Origin of the sequence: Kitasatospora sp. NPDC056076 (assembly GCF_042266305.1) — a bacterium.
Classification (GTDB): Bacteria; Actinomycetota; Actinomycetes; order Streptomycetales; family Streptomycetaceae; genus Kitasatospora.
The window spans coordinates 25,222-44,612 of sequence record NZ_JBHJWG010000051.1; the positions used below are offsets into that span (position 1 = coordinate 25,222).

Below are 19,391 nucleotides of genomic sequence, written 5' to 3' on the forward strand. Positions count from 1 at the left end.
CGTACCACCTGTATGGCCATCGCCGGCACTGCGGCGATGTTGGCCCTGGCCGCGGCGCCCGCCCAGGCTGCCCCGGGCGACGTCACGACCATGTGCGGAAGCACTCTCACCCCGGCCGGCTCTGTCGATGTGAGTTGGGGTTACAGCAGCAGTTGCGGTACGCAGAGCTTCAGCCCGAACATCAAGCAGGTGAAGCAGCTCACCGGACTGCCCGTCGGCACCGTGGTCCAGGCCTGCAGCACCACCTACCCGCCGGCGGGCTGGGTCCAGACCGGCTCGTACTACACCAGCAGCTGTGTCGCCTGGTCGAACCCGAGCTTCAACAACAACGCCTGGCAGCTGAAGCGCGTCTCCTGACCCGGCGACTCCGGCTGCGCGATGCGGAGGGCCCCGGCCGATCGCCGGGGCCCTCCGTCGTTCACGATCCACCTCGACGGGGGCCGGGCCGGCCCGGGGGTTGGTGATCTAGGGTGGGCCGGAGCCGGGTGCGAGTCGTGCGTCGCGACGCAGGGCGTCGAGGGCGGTCGACGTGGCGGTCGGTGTGGCGGTCGAACGACAAGGGAGCAGGGACATGCGCGGACTCACCTATGGCGACATCGAAGCCGCCGGGGAGCGGATCGCCGGGCACGTTCGCCCGGTCGCCCTGGCGGCGGTCGAGGAGCGTACGGAGCCCGGTGAGCTGTGGCTGGCGCTGGAGTTCATGCAGCACACCGGGTCGTTCAAGGCCCGTGGTGCGCAGAACTTCCTCCGGGCCCACGGGGAGGCCGGCACCCTGCCCGACGCGGGGGTGACCATCGCCTCCGGCGGGAACGCCGGGCTGGCGTGTGCCTGGGCGGCCCGGCAGCTGGGCGTGCGGGCGACGGTGTTCGTGCCGGCCACGGCGCCGGCGGTGAAGGTGTCCAAGCTGCGCGGCTACGGCGCCGACGTGCGGCTGGTGGGTTCGGAGTACGCGGAGGCCCAGGCGGCCTGCGCGGAGTTCGCGGCGGTCGGCGGTGCGCTCGCGGCGCACGCCTACGACCACCCGCTGATCGCGGCCGGGGCGGGCACGCTGCTGGAGGAGATCCGGGACCGGATCCCGGGCCTGGACACCGTGGTGGTCGCGGTCGGCGGCGGCGGGCTGTTCGCGGGGGTCGCCACCGCTGCCCGGGAGCACGGCGTGCGGACGGTCGCGGTGGAGCCGGGGAACTCCCGGGCGCTGAACGCCGCGCTGGCGGCGGGCCGTCCGGTCGACGTGCCGGTGGACTCGGTCGCCGCGGACTCGCTCGGGGCCCGGCGGGTCTCGGCCACGGCGTTGGGTGTCGCCCAACTGGGCGGCGTCCGGAGCCTGTTGGTGCCGGACGAGGAGATCGTCGGCGCGCGCCGTGCCCTGTGGGACGACCGCCGGGTGGCCGTCGAGCACGGCGCCGCCACCGCCCTCGCGGCGCTGGGCGGCCAGGCGGGCGGCTACCGGCCCGAGCCCGGCGAGAAGGTCTGCGTGGTGCTGTGCGGGGCCAACACCGATCCGTCGGACCTGGTCACGACCCCGGACGCCGGGCCCGGTGCTGAGGGTCGCTGAGGGGCTCCGAGGTGGGTGAGGACGGCGAGGACGCGCCGGTCGCCGCTGTCCTCGGGCGGGAGGTCGAGTTTCAGGAAGATGTTCCCGACGTGCTTGTGCACGGCCCGCTCGGTGACCACGAGGCGACCGGCGATCTCGGAGTTGCCGTACCCCTGGGCCATCAGCGCGAGGACCTCGCGTTCGCGCTCGGTGAGACGGGACAGCGGGTCGGTGGGTGTCGCGAGCAGCTGCCGGACCACGTCCGGGTCCAGTGCCGTGCCGCCGGCCGCGACCCGGTGGAGCGCGTCGAGGAAGTCGTCGACGCGGGCGACCCGGTCCTTGAGCAGGTAGCCGACGCCGGTGCCGTCGGCGAGCAGCTCCCGGGCGTAGGTGTCCTCGACGTACTGGGAGAGCACGAGGATCGGCAGCCCGGGGACGCGCTCCCGGGCGTGCAGCGCGGCCCTGATGCCCTCGTCGGTGAAGGAGGGCGGGAGCCGGACGTCCACCACGGCCACGTCCGGCCGGTGGGTGACGGCGGCCGTCAGGAAGGACTCGGCGTCCCCGGTGGTGGCGAGCACCTGGTTCCCCAGGGCCTCCAGCAGCGCGGTGAGTCCCTGCGCGAGCAGCGCGTTGTCCTCGGCGATCACGATGCGCACGGGCACTCCACGGTGATCACGGTGGGGCCGCCGGCCGGGCTCCGGACCAGCAGGACGCCGTCGACGGCCTCGACGCGCTGCCGGATGCCGCGCAGTCCGGTTCCGCGTGGTCCGGCGGTGCGTGGTCCGGTGCCGTGCGGTCCGGTGCCGCCGTCGGGCCCGTCCTCGGCCGCGCCGCCCCGGCCGTCGTCGGTGATCTCCGCCCGCAGGGTGGCGCCCGTCCTGGCCAGGGTGACGGTCACGGCGCCGGCGTCGGCGTGCTTGGCCGCGTTGGTGAGCGCCTCGGTGACGGCGAAGTACACGGCGACCTCGATCTGGGCCGGTACGTCCCCGAGTTCACCGACCTCCACGGTGGCGGGCACCGGGCAGCGGGCGACGACCGCCGAGACCGCGCCGGCCAGGCCCCGGTCGGCGAGGACCGGCGGGTAGACGGACCGCAGCACGTCGCGCAGTTCGGCCATCGCCTCCTCGGCGCCCTCCCGGGCCCGGGTCAGCAGCGGGCCCACCGCGGCGGGGTCGGAGCCGAGCGTCCGTTCGGCGAGCCCGAGTTGCATGGCGAGGGTGACCAGCCGGGCCTGGGTGCCGTCGTGCAGGTCCCGCTCGATGCGGCGCAGCTCGTCGCCGTGCGCGGCGATCGCTCCGGTACGGGTCCGGTCCAGCGTGGACACGCGCTCGGCGAGGACCGCGGCGGCCGAGGGGGCGAGCAGCCACCGGCTCAGCGCGGCCGCCGTCCTGGCGAGCAGGGGCGGGCCGAACAGGGCGAGCAGCGCGCTCAGCAGGAACTGGGGGACCCCGGCGTAGAGCGCGGACCCCCAGCTGTCGACCGGGACGTTGAGGAGCGGCCTGATCGGATCGTCGGCCGGGAACAGCCACCACAGGCCGACGAGCGCGAGCACGGCGGCCGGGAACAGGAACAGCGCCGTGCCGAGCAGCCCGAGCGCGGTGCCGAGGACCGCCATGACGGCCGCCCAGCGCAGGTCACGGCCGGTCGCCGGATCGGAGAGGGCCGCCCCCAGGCGCCTGTGCGGGTGCGGTCCGGCCGGTGCCGGAGGGTTCGCCGTCCACCGCCCCAGGAGGGCGCGTTCGCCGTCGGCGAGCCACCGCAGCAGCCGGAGTTCGGGCGGCAGGACGAGCAGGCCCACGCCGACCAGGCAGAGCGCCGCCGAGTACAGGAGGACGGGCACCAGTACGAGCAGGGCCAGCCCCCGGGCGAACACGGCAGCGCAGTACCCGGCGGCACGGGCCGAGCGCGCCGCGCCCGCCCGCGACGCCCGCGTCATCGAAGTGTCGTTCACGGCGGCCAGTCTCCCCTCCTCGGGTTCCCGGCGCAGTGGAGCGTGCTACACCATCGGTCGACGCGCCTGCACGATCGTCCCGGCCCCCTGGCGGTTCGTAGCGTCACGGCCATGAAACGAACGAACACTTCGGACGGCTCGCGCTCCGAGCTGGTGCTGTTCCTGACGATCAGTTTCGTCGGCGCCTGGATCACCATGGTCCCGCTCTGGCTGGACGGCCTCCGCCGGACGAGCGCCGCGCAGGGGACGCCACGGCTGGCGGCGGTGTGCATGGTCCTGATGATGCTGGTGCCGGCCCTGACCGCCTTCGGCCTCACCGTGCGCGGCCGGGGCCCGCGCCAGGCCCTGCGGCTGCTCGGGCTCGCCCGGTCCACTCCCTGGCGGCACGAACTCCGCTCCGTGGCCGTCGCGTTGACGATTCCGCTCGGCCTCACCGCGGCCGGTCTGACCGTCGCCACGCTCACCGGCTGGTACGCCCCCGCGCACCTGCCCGGGCCCGGCACGGTCGTGCCGCTGGTGCTGAGCGCGCTGGTGTCCGTACCGCTGTACTTCGGCGAGGAACTCGGCTGGCAGGGCTACCTGTTGCCCCGGTTGCTGCGCTACGGACGGACCCGCGGCCTGCTGATCGGCGGCGCGATCTGGGGAGCCTGGCACGTCCCGATGACGGCGCTCGGCGGGAGCTACCCCGGCCATTCGGTGCTGCTGGGCATACCCGTCGCCGTGGTGACGGCCATGCTGCTGGGTACGGTCATCGCCGCCATCCGCTTGTCCACCGGGTCGGTGTGGGCGGCCGTCGCGGCGCACCTGTCGCTCAACGAGTTCACGCTGCCGCTGACCCGCGAGGTCTCGGGCCGCATCGTCGACCCTCTGCTGGCCGGCCCGTTGAGCATCTCGACCTGGCCGGTGACCGGCCTCGTGGTGCTGGTCGGCTGGCTGGTCCACCGGCGGAGCGCCGGCCGGGGCCCGGTGCTGCGGAACGGGCAACTCCGTTGATCGGCACGGGGCGTTGCGACATGATCGGGGTCCGCCCGATTCGCTGGAGGTACGACGACGTGGCACCGACCGACGAGGCACGGACCGACGAGGCAGGGACCGGCGTGGCGCGGCCCGACGTGGGATGGTCCGAGCGGCTGGTGTCGCATGACGGTGTCCGGCTCGTCTGCCGGGACTGGGCCGGGCCGGGTCGGCCCGTCGTGCTGCTGCACGGGCTGGCCGGGCACGCGGGTGAATGGGACGCGGTGGCAGCGGAGTTGAGCACCCGCCACCGGGTCGTCGCGGTCGACCAGCGCGGACACGGCGCGAGCGAGCGCCGCCCGCCGGAGGTCTCCCGTGCCGCCTACGTCGCCGATGTGGTGGCCGTCGTCGAGCAGTTGGGGCTGCGACGGCCGGTCCTGGCCGGGCAGTCGCTGGGCGGGCACACGGCCATGCTGACCGCCGCCGCGCACCCCGGACTCGTCGGCGGGCTGGTACTCGTCGAGGCCGGCCCGGGCGGGCCCGACCCGGACGTGGCCGGGGAGGTCGGCGACTGGCTCGACTCCTGGCCGACGCCCTTCCCCGCCCGCGAGGCGGCCGTCGAGTTCCTCGGCGGCGGGCCGGTCGGCGCGGGCTGGGCGGCCGGGTTGGAGGAACGCGACGGCGGCTGGTGGCCGCGCTTCGACCGGGACGTGATGGTGGACTCGCTGACGGAGCTCACCCAGCGGTCCTTCCTGGCGGAGTGGGCGCGGATCGCCTGCCCCACGCTGGTCGTCCTGGGCCAGTCCGGGTTCGTCCCGGCGGCGGAGGCCGATGAGATGCTCCGGCGGGGCCCCGCCACCATGGCCGTCAGCATCCCCGGCACCGGGCACGACCTGCACCTGGAGCGGCCGGAGGCGCTGCACGCCGCACTCGCGGCCTTCCTCGCCGGGATCACCGACTGAGCGGGTCGGTGCCCGCTGGCCCGGTGCCGGCCGTCCCGGGAGGTGGTATCCCGGGAGGTGGTGTCCGGGCCGGAGCGGTCTCCGCCCGCGGGGACGCCTCCGGCCCGAACCGGTGCCGGTAGGCCGACGGCGAGATGCCCGTCTCCCGGCGCACCAGCACCCGCAGGTTGGCGGCCGTGCCCAGCCCGCTGCGGCGCGCGACCACCTCCATCCGGGACTCGCCCCGCTCGATCAGCCGGCAGGCCAGGGCCACCCGTTCCCCGGTGAGCCAGGCCAGCGGTGTGGTGCCCAACTGGGCGCGGAAGCGGCGGTGCAGCGTGGCCGGGCTGACCGCCGCGCGCGCCGCCAGGTCGGCGACGGTGAGCGGTGCGTCCAGCCGTTCCTGCGCCCAGGCCAGCAGCGGCGCCAGTGACTCGTCCGTCCGCTCGGGCACCGGCCGTTCCACGAACTGCCGCTGCCCGCCGTCGCGGTGGGCCGCGAAGACCAGCCGACGGCTCACCGCGTTGGCGATCTCGGCACCGTGGTCGCGGCGTACCACGTGCAGGCCCAGGTCGAGCGCGGCCGCGCTGCCCGCGGCCGTCAGGATGTCGCCGTCGTCCACGAACAGCACGTCCGGTTCGAGCCGGACGGACGGGAAGCGGGCCCGGAAGTCGTCCGCCCACTGCCAGTGCGCGGTGGCCCGCCGCCCGTCCAGGACCCCGGCCTCGGCCATCGTGAAGGCGCCGCTGCAGAACCCGACCAGCCGCGCGCCCCGCGCGTGCGCCCGCCGGACGGCCTCCAGTACGGCGGGGCGGCGCGGCACCTCGACGTCGGGCCGGTTCGGGACGATCAGGGTGTCCGCCGTGTCGGCCGCCTCCAGGCCGGCGACCCCGGTGAGGGTGAAGAACCCGTCCCGCATCAGGGTGCTGGGCTCGGGGGAGCAGAGCCGGAAGTCGTACAGCTCGCGGCCGACCTCCGGCCTGCGCAGGCCGAACACTTCGGTGGCGCAGCCGAGTTCGAAGGGGTTCGAGTTGGCGTCGACGATCACGACCACCCGGTGCGGGCCGGCCGTCGAGGGGTGCGGCTGCTGCGGTGGTTGCGGCTGCGAGGATCCTTGCGACATGTGCCATGTCTAGCACTCACGCCGGGCGGGCGGGGCGGCCCAGGATGGGCGCATGAGCAACCGACCCATCGCCCTGGGCCAGGCCCTGGCCTCCTTCGACGCCCTGTGGAGCCCCCGCATCGTCACCCGCGTCAACGACTACGACGTCCGGATCGCCAAGGTCCACGGCGAACACGTCTGGCACGCCCACGGCGACACCGACGAGTTCTTCCTCGTCCTCGACGGCGAACTCCGCATCTCCCTGCGCGAACCCGCCGGCGAACGCACCGTGCTGCTCCCGAAGGGCTCCGTCTTCACCGTCCCGCGCGGCACCGAGCACAAGCCGTCCGCCCCGGACGGCGCCGCGATCCTGATGTTCGAACCCACCGGCACCCCCACGGTCGGCGACCGCCACGACCCCGTCCCGGCCCACGTCGACGCGACCACCGGCCACGCCCTGGACACCTGACGGCCGGAGCCAGGGCGCCGGGAGAGCACGGGTAGCGTCGGGAGCATGACTGAACCCAGTGACTGGACCTACGTGGTGACGGACATCGAGGTGGACGGCCCGTGGGCCGGCGCCAACTCGATGCGGTCCTTCGCCTCCGTCGCCACGACGACGGACGGGCGGACCTTCGGCGAGTTCGAGGCCGTCCTCGAACCGCTCCCCGGGGCGGCGCCGAACCCGCGGACCAAGGAGTGGTTCGACTCCGAGCCGGGCACCTGGGAGGCCGCGACCGCAGACCCGCAGCCGGTCGCCCAGGTGATGGCCGGGTACGTGGAGTGGGTCCGGTCACTGCCCGGGCCGCGGGCCTTCGCCGCCGCGCCGGTCTCCTTCGACGGGACGTGGATCGACTACTACCTGCGCCGGTTCACCCCGTACGGACTGCACCAGGGGCCGTACGAGGAGGACCGCCTCTTCCACGGGCCGGCGCTGTGCCTACGCACCTACACGGCGGCCCTGACCGGCCGCCCGCCGGCGGACCTGGCCTCGCCGAAGCTGCCGCCGCACTGGCTGGGCGACGTCCCGCACACCCACAAGGCCATCGACGACGTCCGCGGCTTCGCCCACCTGCTGCACTTCCTCACCCGCACCACGGGCACTCCGACGCTGCGCCTGGAGGCGTGAGCCGCACCCGGCGGCGGGGTGGCCGGTCGCGCCTGCGGGGAGTGTGGACTGCACTGGACGGGGCACCTGTTTCCGCCAATGGCCGAATGGCAGCCCGATGCGCCGCACGCCTTGACCGGTTCGACCGGAGAAGTGACGAACGTACACGACAGGCAAGCCGTGCCCGATGTGTCCTGCCGCAGGGCCGGCTTCCTGCGGAACGGGTCACCGGGTATCCCGCAGCGAGGTGTGACGGCCTGATGCTGCTGGTCGCAGCGGTGGAGCCGCTTGGTCGGCGGGCGCTGGTGTCACCGTGGACAAACTACCGTGCTCGGCAAAGGAGCAGTCAACTGGGGTTTTCGGTGTTCGTGCCCGATTTGGCCCGACGGATTCCGATTCAAGCCGACCATGATGTGCGTCACGTGATGGTCGAATCAGCAATTCCCTAGACCTGCGTCTTGCTTGCCCTTTACTCTCCGCCGGGGTCATCCGTTCGCGCGTGTTCTGCGGATGACAGGCAGTCAGTCTGTGAGGGGGTAGGGATGTTGATCGATCATGTCCACTTCCGGCGGGGGCCGGACAGGGAGGAGGGACCGCCCGGGCGGTTCCGGTCCCGACTGGCACTGGTGAGCACGCTGGCGGTCCTGGGGTCGCTCCTGTCGCCGTTGGTGCCCGCCTTCTCGGCGCCGTCGGGTGGGGACAAGGACGGGATCTGGACTCCGCCGAACACGCCGTTGGCGAGGACCGTTTCGGTCCCCGGAGCGGCGGACAAGCCCAAGGCTTCGACGCCGCAGACCGGCTCGCCCAACTGGGTGCCGCCCAAGGCGGCACCGAAGCCGGTGGCCGGTAGCGCGGTGGTGGGTCTGGACAAGGGGGCGTCCAAGCAGGCGGGTGACCTTCCGGTCTGGCTGGCGCCGGCCGATGCGGCCGCTACTCCGGCCTCGGGCTCGGTGCGGGTCAGGACGGTAGAGGGTGCGGACAGTCGGACGGTCGTGGCCCTCTCGCGCAGTGACGGCGCGGAAGTGGGCAAGGTCAGGGTTGGGATCGACCTGGGCTCCGTGGGGTTCGGCGGGGACTTCGCCCACCGCGCCCAGCTGTCGGTCCTGCCCGAATGCGCGTTGACCAGCCCGGGTGACGCAGCCTGTCAGGTGCGGACGCCGGTGGCCTCGCACTACGACGAGCGGGCGAAGCAGCTGGTCGCGGATGTGGACCTGCCCGCCACGGGCACCGCGACGGCCCGGCAGCGGGCTGAGTCGCTGTCCGCCGGAGTGGCGTCGGCGGCGCCACAGCTCCTGCTGACGCTGGACGGGACGCCCACCAGCGGAACGGGCAGCTACAGTGCGACACCGTTCTCGCCCAGCCAGGCGTGGGCGGCAGGAGGGTCGTCGGGTTCCTTCACCTACAGCTACCCGATCGCCGTGCCGCCCGCCCTCGGCGGCGGCGCTCCACCGCTGGCGCTCGGCTACGACTCGGCGTCGGTGGACGGGAAGACGGCGTCGACGAACGCCCAGGCGTCCTGGATCGGTGACGGCTGGGACCTCGGCGCCGGCTTCGTGGAGCGTGCCTATCGCCCGTGCGACAAGGCGGGCATTCCTGGTTCGGGCGATCAGTGTTGGGGTGGTCCGAACCTGACGCTGTCGCTGGGCGGGCATGCGGGTGAGCTGGTGCCGGAGGACTCGTCGTGCGTCGCCGGGACGGCGGCGGACGAGCAGTCGCGGTGCAAGTGGCGCCTGAAGGACGACGACGGGACGAAGGTCGAGTTCCTGACGGGTGCCAACAACGGCACCTGGAACGGTTCCTACCTGAAGGTGACGGACACCTCGGGGACGGTGTACTACTTCGGGCTCAACCAGCTTCCGGCGGCGGACGGTTCGCCGAGCAAGGCGGGTCCGGAGAGCAAGTCGGCGTGGACGGTTCCGGTGTACTCGCCGAACCCGGGCGACCCGTGCTACGACGGGTCGAAGGGCAAGGGTTCGTGGTGCCAGAGCGCGTGGCGTTGGAACCTCGACTACGTGGTCGACGCGCACGGGAATCTGACCACGTACGCGTACACGCCCGAGACCAACTGGTACGCGCGTGGTGGTGCGCAGAACGGTGGCAAGGGTACGAACACCGCGTACACGCGTGGCGGGGTGCTGGCCGCGATCACCTACGGGCAGTTGCTGTCGGACCAGTTGGGTGCGGGCGGCTCCTATCAGTCCGCGGCGCGGGTCGACTTCGACTCGGGTGAGCGGTGCGTGTCGGACGCGGCGGCGTGCGATCCGGCGCAGCGTACGGCGGCGAACGCCGCCAACTGGCCTGACGTCCCGATGGACAAGCAGTGCCAGGACAGTGGTGCCTGTACCAACTACGGTCCCACGTACTGGTCGACGAAGTGGCTGAACGGGATCACGACCTCGATCCGCTCGGGCGGTTCGTACCGTCCGGTGGACAAGTACGAGCTGACCCACGTGTTCAAGACGCCGCAGAACGCGACGGAGAACGCGCCGATCGCCTGGTTGCAGTCGGTGAAGCGGACGGGCAAGGACACTGCCAACGGGCAGGCCGAGCAGGCGCTTCCGGCGGTGACCTTCGCGGACCTGCTGCTGCCCAACCGGGTCGACGGCCTGGTGCCGGCGCGTCCGCGTTACAACCGGCCGCGCATGGCGGTGATCACGACCGAGACCGGTGGCACGATCGTGGTGTCCTACACCAAGGACTCGTGCTCGCGGACGGCCGGGCGGATGCCGTCCTCGGCCGATGGCAACTCGATGAGCTGCTTCAACGTGAAGTGGTTCGACACCGGTGTGCAGTCCACGGTGGACGACTGGTTCCTGCGCTACCCGGTCGACACGGTAACCGTCGACCCGAACGGCAACCTCGTCTCCGGCTCCGTGCCGATGACCACCTCCTACACCTACGGCCCGGCAGCCTGGCACCGCAACGACAGCGCGCTGGTCGAGTCCGACTATCGCACCTGGGACCAGTTCCACGGCTACGCCAGCGTCACCACCGTGACCGGCTCGGGCAAGGACGGCCCCCAGGCGAAGAGCACGACCAGCTACCACCAGGGCATGAACGGCGACCTCAAGGCCGATGCCAAGCCCAGGGCGGCCACGGTGGCCGGGGTCAAGAGCGGAAGTCGCCCGGACGAAGGATGGCTGACCGGGCGTGTGCTGGAGACGGACGCGTACGCGGACACGTCTAGCGCCGCAGGGTCGCCGCTCTCGTACACCGTCAACTCCTACGAGAACCCGGCGGTGACGGCCACCCACAAGCGCGCCGGCCTGCCGGACCTGGTCGCCCAGTACGCGGCCACCAGGACCACAGCCGTGAGTACCTCGGCGGCGACCACGGGCACCCGCACCACCACGACGGTGTCGACCACGGACGCCGGGAACAACAACCGGGTCACCACGTCGCTGAGCTCGGCCGACGGCACCCCGGACCTCTGCACCCGCTACCGCTACGCGGGCGCCGCGAACCCCCAGGTGACCGGCTTGGTCTCCGAGCAGTTCGTCATCTCGGGCGCCAACGCGTGCACCGCGGACGCGAACGCGTCCAACACGGTCTCCGACACGCGCACGCTCTACGACGGCCAGGGCTTCGGCACCGCCGGCACCAAGGCCGAAGCCACCGGCAGTCAGGTGTTGAACGGCTACGACGCCAACGGCTCGGCGCAGTACGTCGCCACGAGTGCGAGCACGTACGACCAGTACGGCCGGGTCACCTCGGTGACGGACCCGACGGTCACCGACAGCGCCAACCCGAACGGCGCGGTCACGACCACGGCGTACAGCTCGGCCAACCCGGGCGAGCTGCCGAACAAGGTGGTCACCGGATCCGCGGCCCCGGCCGGTGCGCCGGACGCGGGCACCCGTCGGGAGAGCACTTCCACCTACAACCCGGCCCGCGCCCTGCTGCTCACCACGACGGATGCCAACACTCGCACCGTCACCCAGAGCCACGACGGGCTGGGCCGTCTGAAGGCCGTCTGGATCCCCGGCCGGGACACCACGGCAGGTGCCAACTTCACGTTCGACTACGCGGTCAACGGCGGCTCGATGCCGTCCACGGTGACGACGAAGTCGCTGCGCCCCACCGGCACTGCCTACGGTACGGCGACGCAGATCATGGACGGTCTGGGCCGGGTGGTGCAGACGCAGGGCGACCCGGCGATCTCGGCCTACCACGGCCGGATGGTCACGGACACGTTCTACGACTCGCAGGGGAGGGTGAACCGGAAGAACAACACGTACTACGAGGACACCAACGCGCCGAACACCACGCGCTGGATCCCGGACGGCGCGATGGTCCCGAACCAGAGCGTCATGGGGTTCGACGGTCTGGGTCGTGCGGTGAGCGCCCAGTTCGTGGCGCTGGGCAAGCCGCAGAGCACCACGACGACGGCGTACCCCGGCGCTGACCGGATCGACGTCTCGCCGCCGCCCGGAGCCACGCCGACCAGCACGGTCACCGACGCCCGCGGGCGGACCAGCCAGCTCTGGCAGTACCGGACGTCTTCCGCCACCGGCAACCGGGCGGATGCCGACGTGTCCGGCTACACCTACACGCCGGGCGGCCAGACGGCGACCCGGACGGACTCGGCCGGGAACACCTGGAGTTACACCTACGACCAGCGCGGTCGTCAGGTGAAGGTCGACGACCCGGACACCGGTGTCTCGACCCGAACCTACGACGGTGCGAGCCGACTCGCCACCAGCACGGACGCGCGTGGGCAGACCATGGCCTTCGCCTACGACCTGCTGGGTCGCAAGACCGGCACGTTCAACGGATCGGTGGCCCCGGGGAACCAGCTGACCGGCTACACCTACGACACCGTCGCGAAGGGCCAGATCGCCAGCTCGACCCGGTACGTGGGTGGCGCCGGGGGTGCGGCCTACACCAAGTCCGTGAGCGAGTACGACACGGCCTATCGCCCGACCAGGACCAGCATCTCCCTTCCGGGCAGTGAGATCGGGCAGGCCGGGCAGGTGAGCTTCGAGTACTCGGCCGCCTACAACCCGGTCACCGGATCCATGGTCAGCGACACCCGGGCCGCAGCGGGCGACCTCGCCAAGGAGGCCGTCGGCTACAACTACGAGAGCTACGGACAGCTCAACGACGTCAGCGGCTCCGGGGCGACCTACCTGCGGCAGGCGGACTGGGACGCGTACGGGCGCAACACCCGGACCACGATGAATCCGTGGGGGACGCAGGTCGTCGCGACGAACACCTACGACGAGTCGACGGGGCGGCTGCTGACGCAGTACGTGGACAAGCAGACGGCCACCACCGGCACGGTCCAGAACACCACCTACGCGTACGACCCGGCGGGCCGGATCACCGCGCTCCGGACGATTCCGGACAACAGCCCGGACCGGACGGACCTGCAGTGCTTCACGTACGACTACCTGGGCCGGCTGACCACGGCATGGTCGGACACCGGGAAGCTCAACCAGCCCACCCCGTCACTGGCGGGCCAGGGGTCCTGCGCCAACTCCTCTCCTACGAGTGGGGTTTCGGCTCCGTCGAAGACGACGGTGGGGGGTAGTGCGCCGTACTGGCAGGACTACACCTACGACGCGGTCGGCAACCGGACGAAGCTGGTCATGCACAACCCGACCGGCGATGTGTCGAAGGACCTGACGATCGGTCAGGACGTGCCTGCCGCGGGGAGCCGCAACACGGGGACGGGTGCGGGTGGTCCGCATGCGCCGTCGGCCGTGAAGTCGACGTTCCCGAACAACGGCAGCACGCCGGGGAGTTACCAGTACGACGCGGCGGGCAACACGACGAAGATCGCCAACCCGGGCGCGAACAAGACCCTGGGCGCGGGCTTCGTGCTCAACCCGGGCGAGTCGGTGCGCTCCAGCAGCGTGCAGCTCACCATGCAGTCGGACGGCAACCTGGTGCTGACCTCGCTGCGGACCGGTCTGGTGACGTGGTCGACGAACACGGCCAACCACCCGGGTGCGTGGGCGACGATGCAGGACGACGGCAACTTCGTGGTCTACGACCCGCAGCGGGTTCCGCTGTGGTCCTCGCAGTCGTGGGTCGGCCCGAACAGCAAGTACTTCGCGGTCGTCCAGGACGACGGCAAGTTCATGGTGTACGCACCCGGCTGGGCCCCGAAGTGGGACTCCCGCACCTGGAACGCGGTGGACGCCGCCAACGGCGCGGAGATGACCTGGGACGTCGAGGGCAAGCTCGCCACGATGAAGCAGGGCAGTGCCACGACGTCCTACGTCTACGACGCCGAAGGCAACCAGCTGATCCGCCGCAACCCCGGCAAGGTCACCGTCAACCTCGGCGGCGGAGACGAACTCACCTACGACACCGGCTCCAAGACCAGCACCGGCACCCGCTACTACGCCCTCCCCGGCGGTGTCACCCTCGTCCGCCAGGGACCGACCAAACTGACCTACCAGTTCGCCGACCACCACGGTACCGGCACCCTGTCCATCGACTCGGCCACCACCGACGTCAACCGCCGCTGGACCGACCCCTTCGGTGTCCTCCGCGGTTCCGGCAGCGGCAACGCCTGGGGCGGCGACAAGGGCTTCGTCAACGGATTGAGGGACGACTCGACGGGCTTCACCACCCTGGGCGCCCGCCAGTACCAGCCCGGCACCGGCCGCTTCCTCAGCCCGGACCCCGTTCTGGCACAGGCGGATCCCCAGCAGTGGAACGCCTACGCGTACGCGCACAACAACCCGATGAACCGAGCGGACGGGTCCGGGCTCTACGACCCGGATGTGCGGTGCATGAAGATGCCCGAGAGCTTCGACTGCATCAACATGTACAAGGCCGGCACGCAGGCGTCCCTCGACGCGGGACAGCCGGACGACAAGTACCACGTCGGCCGGGCGGACGAGCCCAAGGTCGACTTCGGGAACGATTTTCCCTACGACCCGTCCGTCAAGGCAACGGAGAAGGACAAGCAGAGCTACAAGAGCTGGCGGACGAAGGGCATCGTGGCCCAGAACTGCAGTTGGATGCATGTCAGCCGGTGTGACGTGAAGGACGGGGCGGATGCTTACATGCACTACTCCGACGGGTCCGGCGCCGACTACACGGTGGACTACAAGAAGGCCTACGAGGAGGACGACGAGATCCACAAGCTGGTCGACGAGGAAGTGGACTCCGCGAAGGACTGGGCCGAGAAGATCGCCCTGCGAACGGGCCGGACGACCTTCAGCATGACGGGGCGCGACGTGTCCGCTCGTGCCAAGGACCACTACCCCTCGACCGAGAACTGGCAGAAGGCCTTGGGCGACCACCGGGTCTGGGGTAGCGCCGATGTCAGTGTGAAGGGGAATCAGGTGACCATGAAGGTCACCATCCATGCGCTGGACCAGTACGACTTCAACAAGAACATGTCGGACATCGCGACCGGAACCCCGGACAACGAGAACGGCAGGTTCGCGACCCTGGGCTGGGCCAAGCCCTTCACCACACGGGGGAGTCTGGAGACGACCGTCACATGGACCATCGGTAGCCCCGGTAGCAGCACCATCTCGGGCGGTGGGTCGGGAAACAGGTGACGTGAGGACGCAGGGCCTGCCCCGGGGATGAGTTCGCCGGGGCAGGCCCTGCCCGCGTCGTTCGATGTCGTTCGACCGAGGAGATTTCGACCGTGCGAGAGATACGAGGATGATGAACCGATGAACCGTGTACAGCTGAACGGGCGTTCCCGTCGTGCCCGAACCCTGATCCTCCTGTCCGCGGTGGCGCTGTTCGCCGCCGGCTGCGCTTCGGATCGGACCCGGGCGGAATCCGAGGATCGTCGGAGCGTCCCGGCGACACCCACCGCCACGGCGACCACGGCGCAGATCCGTACCGATGTCGACCCGTTGAAGCGTCGGTTTCCGCAACTGGGTGAGCTGTCGGGGGCGAAGTGGGTCGGCCAGACGCTGGGGAAGGACAGCGGATCGGGGGTGCCCGGGCCGACTGACGTGAGCCTCGACGGCGTTGTCCACATCGAGCCTGCGACGCTCGCGAGCATCACCGGGGGCGGGACCTGGAAGGAGCAGGGCATCGACTGCCCCGTGCCGGGTGCGCTCGCCGGGGAGCTCGGCGACACCAAGTCGGCGTGGCTGCACAGCGAATCGTTCGACCGGACGGTCACGCAGAACCAGTACACGGGCAGCTTCTACATCGACAAGCAGAACAGCCGGGTCTACTTCTGCACGGTGAACCCGAAGACACGCACCGACTGACCGGCTCGGCTGCGGCCCCGGGGCGGCGGTGCGGAAGCGGTGGAGCGACCGGTTCCGCACCGCATGCGGGGTGGCCGAAATGATTGGCGTGAACCTGACATAGAAGTTCGGGTGATCTTCACTCCTCGCGCACCTCCGGCTGGTTGTGTGGTGCCCACAGCCTGCCCGGGCACGGATGGCCCGGGCAGCACGAAGGAAAGGCACTGCTCATGCGACGCATCGCAACGGTGGTCACTGGCCTGCTCGCGGCCGGCGCGGCCACGGTGATCCTCACCACCGGCACCGCCCAGGCCCTCACCACGGACGCGACGCAGCTCGGCTCGGTCCACCTGACCAGGACCGACGCCGCCGGCAACACCACCTCGGCGGACCTGTCCTGTACCGCCGTGCAGTCCGGCGCCGGCTTAACCGTCACCGGCACCGGCACGGTCGCCGACCCGACCGCCGCCTGCAGCGAACTGGCCGGCGTCAACGGCGACTTCGCCAAGCTGCTGGTCCACCCGACCTGGCTGCCCACGGCCCAGCAGGCCCCGGTCACCGCCACCGCCCAGGGCAACTGGGGCGCCACCGCCGTCACCTGGTCGCACACCTACGCCAACGGCAGCACGCTGACCAAGTACACCGGGGACGTCTTCGGCTTCTGAGCCCGGTTGTGACACCTGCCCACGGCGTGGCAGCGCCCCTCCCCCTGGACTTCGTCGGTCCGGGGGAGGGGCGCTGCCACGTCAGCCGGGGAGGCGGTCGTGGAGGAGGAAGGTCGTGAGCGGGTCGCGGACGAGGGGGTCGGTGAAGTCGACGCCGTGGCCGGTCGCGTCGACCGTCACCATGGCGGCGCGGTGGCCGAAGGCCGCGTGGGTCCGGCGGGCTCCGGAGTACGGGGTGGAGGGGTCGTAGCGGTTCTGGAGCATCAGGATGTCGCGCGGCCCGTCGGCGTTCGGGCGGACCTGCGGCTCCTCGGGGCGGTAGTGCCAGAAGGCGCACGGCCAGACGTTGCCGGACATGCCGGCGGTCAAGGGGTAGCGCCGCCGGTCGGCGGCGGTGCGCGCGGCGTAGCCGGCGGGGTCGCGCGGCCAGGCGGAGTCGCCGCAGATCACCGCGTCTTGGGCGGCGACGAAGTTGTCCGGGATGACGGTGGGGAGCGGGTTGCCGCCGGAGCCGCCGTCCGACACCGAGGTCGACCGGGTGGCGGCCCGCTCCAGGACGGCGGCGGCCAGCGGGTAGTAGCGCGGGTTGTTCAGCGAGGAGTAGGTGACGGCCCGCAGCTTGACGCCGTCCAGCACCCGGCCGTCCGACAGGACGAGGGGGTCGCGGTCGAGTTCGGCGGCGAGCCGCAGGTAGCTCGCCCGGACGGCGCCGGGGGTGGCGCCCAGGTGGAGGGCCGCGTCGCGGTCGGCGAGGTAGCGGGCCAGGGCCGGGAAGGCGTCCTCGGTGCCCTCGCTGAACAGGCCGATCGCCTGCTGCTCGCCGCCGGGAGCCACGGTGCTGTCCAGGACCACGTGGTCGGCGCCGGCGGGGAACAGGCTGGCGTAGACCTGGCCCAGGTAGGTGGCGTAGGAGGTGCCCAGGTAGGAGATCCGGCGCTGCCCGAGCGCGGCCCGGATCCGGTCCAGGTCGCGGGCCGAGTTGGCGGTGGTGATGTCGGCGAGGTACGGGCCGGCGGCGGCCGCGCAGGTGTCGGCGATCCGGCGGGCGTAGGCCAGGTTGGCGGTGATCGAGCCGTCGGGCGCCGGGAACGGGTAGTTGAGCTGGGCGGCGCGGTCGGTGGCCGGCAGGTCGCAGTGCACCGGCGTGCTGTTGCCGACGCCCCGCTCGTCGAAGCCGATCAGGTCGTAGGAGCGCAGGACCTCGGGCGGCAGGAAGCCGACGGCCGCCCCGGGGTAGTCGAGGCCGGAGCCGCCCGGGCCGCCGGGGACCACGACGAGGTCGCCGCGCCGGTGGGCCGGGTCGGCGGTGCGGATCCGGGAGACGGTGAGCGAGATGCTGCCGGAGCCGGGGTGCCGGTAGTCGCGGGGGACGCGCAGCGTCGCGCACTGCTGGCGCGGGTCGCGGGGGAACGGGATGCCGTTGGCGTTCGGGGTCGGCGCCGGGCAGGCGCCCCAGGAGAGGGCGGCGGGCGCGGCTTCGGCCGGCGAGGGCGCGACGGCGGTCGGCAGGAGGGCCAGGGAGAGCAACAGGCCACCGGCGGCGGCCGTGCGGCGCGTGAACGCGGTCATGTCTTCGACGGTAGGCCGGTGGGCGGTGAGGGGCCTCGGACGTCGGGTGGAGGCGCCGGGTGGAGACGTTGAGCCCAGACGGGTGGAGAACCAACCGCCGCTCTCCACCCGGCGGTTGAGCGGGACCTACCGGCGGAAGGCGGCGGGGGTCGGGCCGTTCGGGCGAACGGTGATGCTGTAGGCCGCCCCGGTCGGGCGGGAGCGGAACTCCAGGGGGCCGAGGGGGAGCAGGAGGTCCAGCAGGGCGGTGGTCTCCCGGAGGGCGAACTGGGTGCCCAGGCAGGCGCGGGCGCCGAGGCCGAAGGGGAGGTAGGCGCCGAGCTGGGCGGGACGGGCGCCGTCGGGGGCGAAGCGGGCGGGGTCGAAGCGCTCCGGGTCCGGCCACAGGGCCGGGTCGCGGTGGGTGAGGTAGGGGCAGACCAGCACGTCCGTCCCGGCGGCGATGCGGTGGCCGGCGAGCACGTCGTCCTCGACGGCGTGCCGGGGGAGCAGCCAGGCGGAGGGGTAGAGCCGGAGGGTCTCGCTGACCAGGGCGTGGGGGTCGGCCTGCCGGGCCCCGGGGTTGTCGTCGAGCAGCAGGAACAGCCAGGTGAGCGTGGTGGCGGTGGTCTCGTGGCCCGCGACCAGCAGGGTGACCAGCTCGTCGCGGATCAACCGGTCGGTGTACTCGGGGTGTTGGTCGGCGGCGTCGAGCAGGACGCGCAACACCCCCGGCTCCGGCAGGTCGGCGGCGCCGCGGGCCGCGTCGATCGCGGCCTGGGCGACGGCGTCGATCCGGGCGAGGTCCTCGGCGACGGTGTCCCGGGCGTCGGCGGCGTTGGTCGGCAGTGTCGGCATCGCGGCCACCACCCGTTCCACCGAGCGCAGTTCGGCGTCCGTGCGGTCGTCGAGCGGCAGCCCGGTGAGCGCCCGCCAGACGGTGTCCAGGGCGAAGCCGCGCATCTCCTCGGCCACGTCGAAGGTCTCCCCGCTGCGCCGGTACCCCTCCCAGCGTGTGGCGGTGCGGCGTGCGGCGGCGGCGATCCGCTGCTCGTAGCGGCGCATCCCGGTGCCCGTGAACTGCGACTGCAACAGCCGCCGTTGCCGCTTCCAGGCCTCCCCGGTGGCGGACAGCACGCCGTCGCCGACCAGCATCCGGGCCCGGTGCGAACGCTTCACGTACCGGTCGGGGTGGCGTCCCAGCACGTGCTGCACCGCGGCCGGATCGGTCACCAGCACGGTGGGCGTCGGCCCGAGCCGGAACGCGGCGATCCCGCCGACGCCGCGCTGCGCCCGCGCGAGCAGCTCGACCAGTTCCGCCTCCTCCGCCCGCCACTCCTCGACGGCCTCGGGGGCCAGTTCCGGCACGGGCACGGTGTCCGTGGTCACCAGGTTCTCCTCGACTCGG

At 72.1% G+C, this 19,391-nt stretch carries 14 protein-coding genes; 9 read left to right on the forward strand and 5 right to left on the reverse strand.

Annotated features, from left to right (window positions below):
- Positions 1 to 189: 189 nt before the first annotated feature.
- Both ACFC1T_RS31985 and ACFC1T_RS31990 read left to right on the forward strand, forming a co-directional pair.
- Positions 190 to 357: a hypothetical protein gene (locus ACFC1T_RS31985; protein WP_375894393.1), complete on the forward strand. Its 168-nt coding sequence runs from the start codon at positions 190 to 192 to the stop codon at positions 355 to 357.
- A 214-nt stretch (positions 358 to 571) separates the two neighbouring features.
- Positions 572 to 1,555, forward strand: a complete 984-nt coding sequence (locus tag ACFC1T_RS31990; RefSeq protein ID WP_375894396.1) for a serine/threonine dehydratase — start codon at positions 572 to 574, stop codon at positions 1,553 to 1,555.
- Here ACFC1T_RS31990 and ACFC1T_RS31995 read toward each other — a convergent pair.
- Both ACFC1T_RS31995 and ACFC1T_RS32000 read right to left on the reverse strand, forming a co-directional pair.
- A complete protein-coding gene (locus tag ACFC1T_RS31995; RefSeq protein ID WP_375894398.1) occupies positions 1,444 to 2,190 on the reverse strand; it encodes a LuxR C-terminal-related transcriptional regulator in 747 nt (248 codons plus the stop codon). The genes ACFC1T_RS31990 and ACFC1T_RS31995 overlap by 112 nt on opposite strands.
- Positions 2,178 to 3,485, reverse strand: a complete 1,308-nt coding sequence (locus ACFC1T_RS32000; RefSeq protein WP_375894401.1) for a sensor domain-containing protein — start codon at positions 3,483 to 3,485, stop codon at positions 2,178 to 2,180. Before ACFC1T_RS32000 ends, ACFC1T_RS31995 begins: the two co-directional genes overlap by 13 nt.
- A gap of 111 nt (positions 3,486 to 3,596) precedes the next feature.
- On the opposite strand from ACFC1T_RS32000, the gene ACFC1T_RS32005 reads away from it, so the two are divergent.
- Together ACFC1T_RS32005 and ACFC1T_RS32010 are read left to right on the forward strand one after the other, a co-directional pair.
- Positions 3,597 to 4,478: a CPBP family intramembrane glutamic endopeptidase gene (locus ACFC1T_RS32005; RefSeq protein ID WP_375894403.1), complete on the forward strand. Its 882-nt coding sequence runs from the start codon at positions 3,597 to 3,599 to the stop codon at positions 4,476 to 4,478.
- A 119-nt stretch (positions 4,479 to 4,597) separates the two neighbouring features.
- Positions 4,598 to 5,401, forward strand: a complete 804-nt coding sequence (locus ACFC1T_RS32010) for an alpha/beta fold hydrolase (protein WP_375894445.1) — start codon at positions 4,598 to 4,600, stop codon at positions 5,399 to 5,401.
- Here ACFC1T_RS32010 and ACFC1T_RS32015 read toward each other — a convergent pair.
- Complete coding sequence (locus tag ACFC1T_RS32015; protein ID WP_375894406.1) at positions 5,391 to 6,503, reverse strand: GlxA family transcriptional regulator; 1,113 nt, start codon at positions 6,501 to 6,503, stop codon at positions 5,391 to 5,393. The two genes, ACFC1T_RS32010 and ACFC1T_RS32015, sit on opposite strands and share 11 nt — an antisense overlap.
- Before the next feature lie 52 nt (positions 6,504 to 6,555).
- On the opposite strand from ACFC1T_RS32015, the gene ACFC1T_RS32020 reads away from it, so the two are divergent.
- The 5 genes from ACFC1T_RS32020 to ACFC1T_RS32040 all read left to right on the forward strand — a co-directional run bounded on the left by ACFC1T_RS32020 (position 6,556) and on the right by ACFC1T_RS32040 (position 16,435).
- A complete protein-coding gene (locus ACFC1T_RS32020) occupies positions 6,556 to 6,951 on the forward strand; it encodes a cupin domain-containing protein (RefSeq protein ID WP_375894408.1) in 396 nt (131 codons plus the stop codon).
- Positions 6,952 to 6,996: 45 nt separating this feature from the next.
- Entirely contained in the window at positions 6,997 to 7,611 is a 615-nt protein-coding gene (locus ACFC1T_RS32025; protein ID WP_375894411.1) for a hypothetical protein, read from the forward strand.
- 605 nt (positions 7,612 to 8,216) lie between these two features.
- Positions 8,217 to 15,116: an RHS repeat domain-containing protein gene (locus ACFC1T_RS32030; protein WP_375894413.1), complete on the forward strand. Its 6,900-nt coding sequence runs from the start codon at positions 8,217 to 8,219 to the stop codon at positions 15,114 to 15,116.
- 120 nt (positions 15,117 to 15,236) lie between these two features.
- Positions 15,237 to 15,791, forward strand: coding sequence for a hypothetical protein (locus ACFC1T_RS32035; RefSeq protein ID WP_375894414.1), 555 nt, complete (start codon positions 15,237 to 15,239; stop codon positions 15,789 to 15,791).
- A gap of 209 nt (positions 15,792 to 16,000) precedes the next feature.
- Positions 16,001 to 16,435 (forward strand): SSI family serine proteinase inhibitor, encoded by a 435-nt coding sequence (locus ACFC1T_RS32040; RefSeq protein WP_375894416.1) that lies wholly within the window; start codon positions 16,001 to 16,003, stop codon positions 16,433 to 16,435.
- An 81-nt stretch (positions 16,436 to 16,516) separates the two neighbouring features.
- Here the strand turns inward: ACFC1T_RS32040 and ACFC1T_RS32045 are convergent, their stop codons facing one another.
- Together ACFC1T_RS32045 and ACFC1T_RS32050 are read right to left on the reverse strand one after the other, a co-directional pair.
- Positions 16,517 to 18,004 carry an alpha/beta hydrolase gene (locus ACFC1T_RS32045; RefSeq protein ID WP_375894419.1) on the reverse strand — a complete coding sequence of 496 codons (1,488 nt, stop codon included), beginning with the start codon at positions 18,002 to 18,004 and terminating at the stop codon, positions 16,517 to 16,519.
- Positions 18,005 to 18,130: 126 nt separating this feature from the next.
- Positions 18,131 to 19,375, reverse strand: a complete 1,245-nt coding sequence (locus ACFC1T_RS32050; RefSeq protein ID WP_375894448.1) for a cytochrome P450 — start codon at positions 19,373 to 19,375, stop codon at positions 18,131 to 18,133.
- Positions 19,376 to 19,391: the final 16 nt, after the last annotated feature.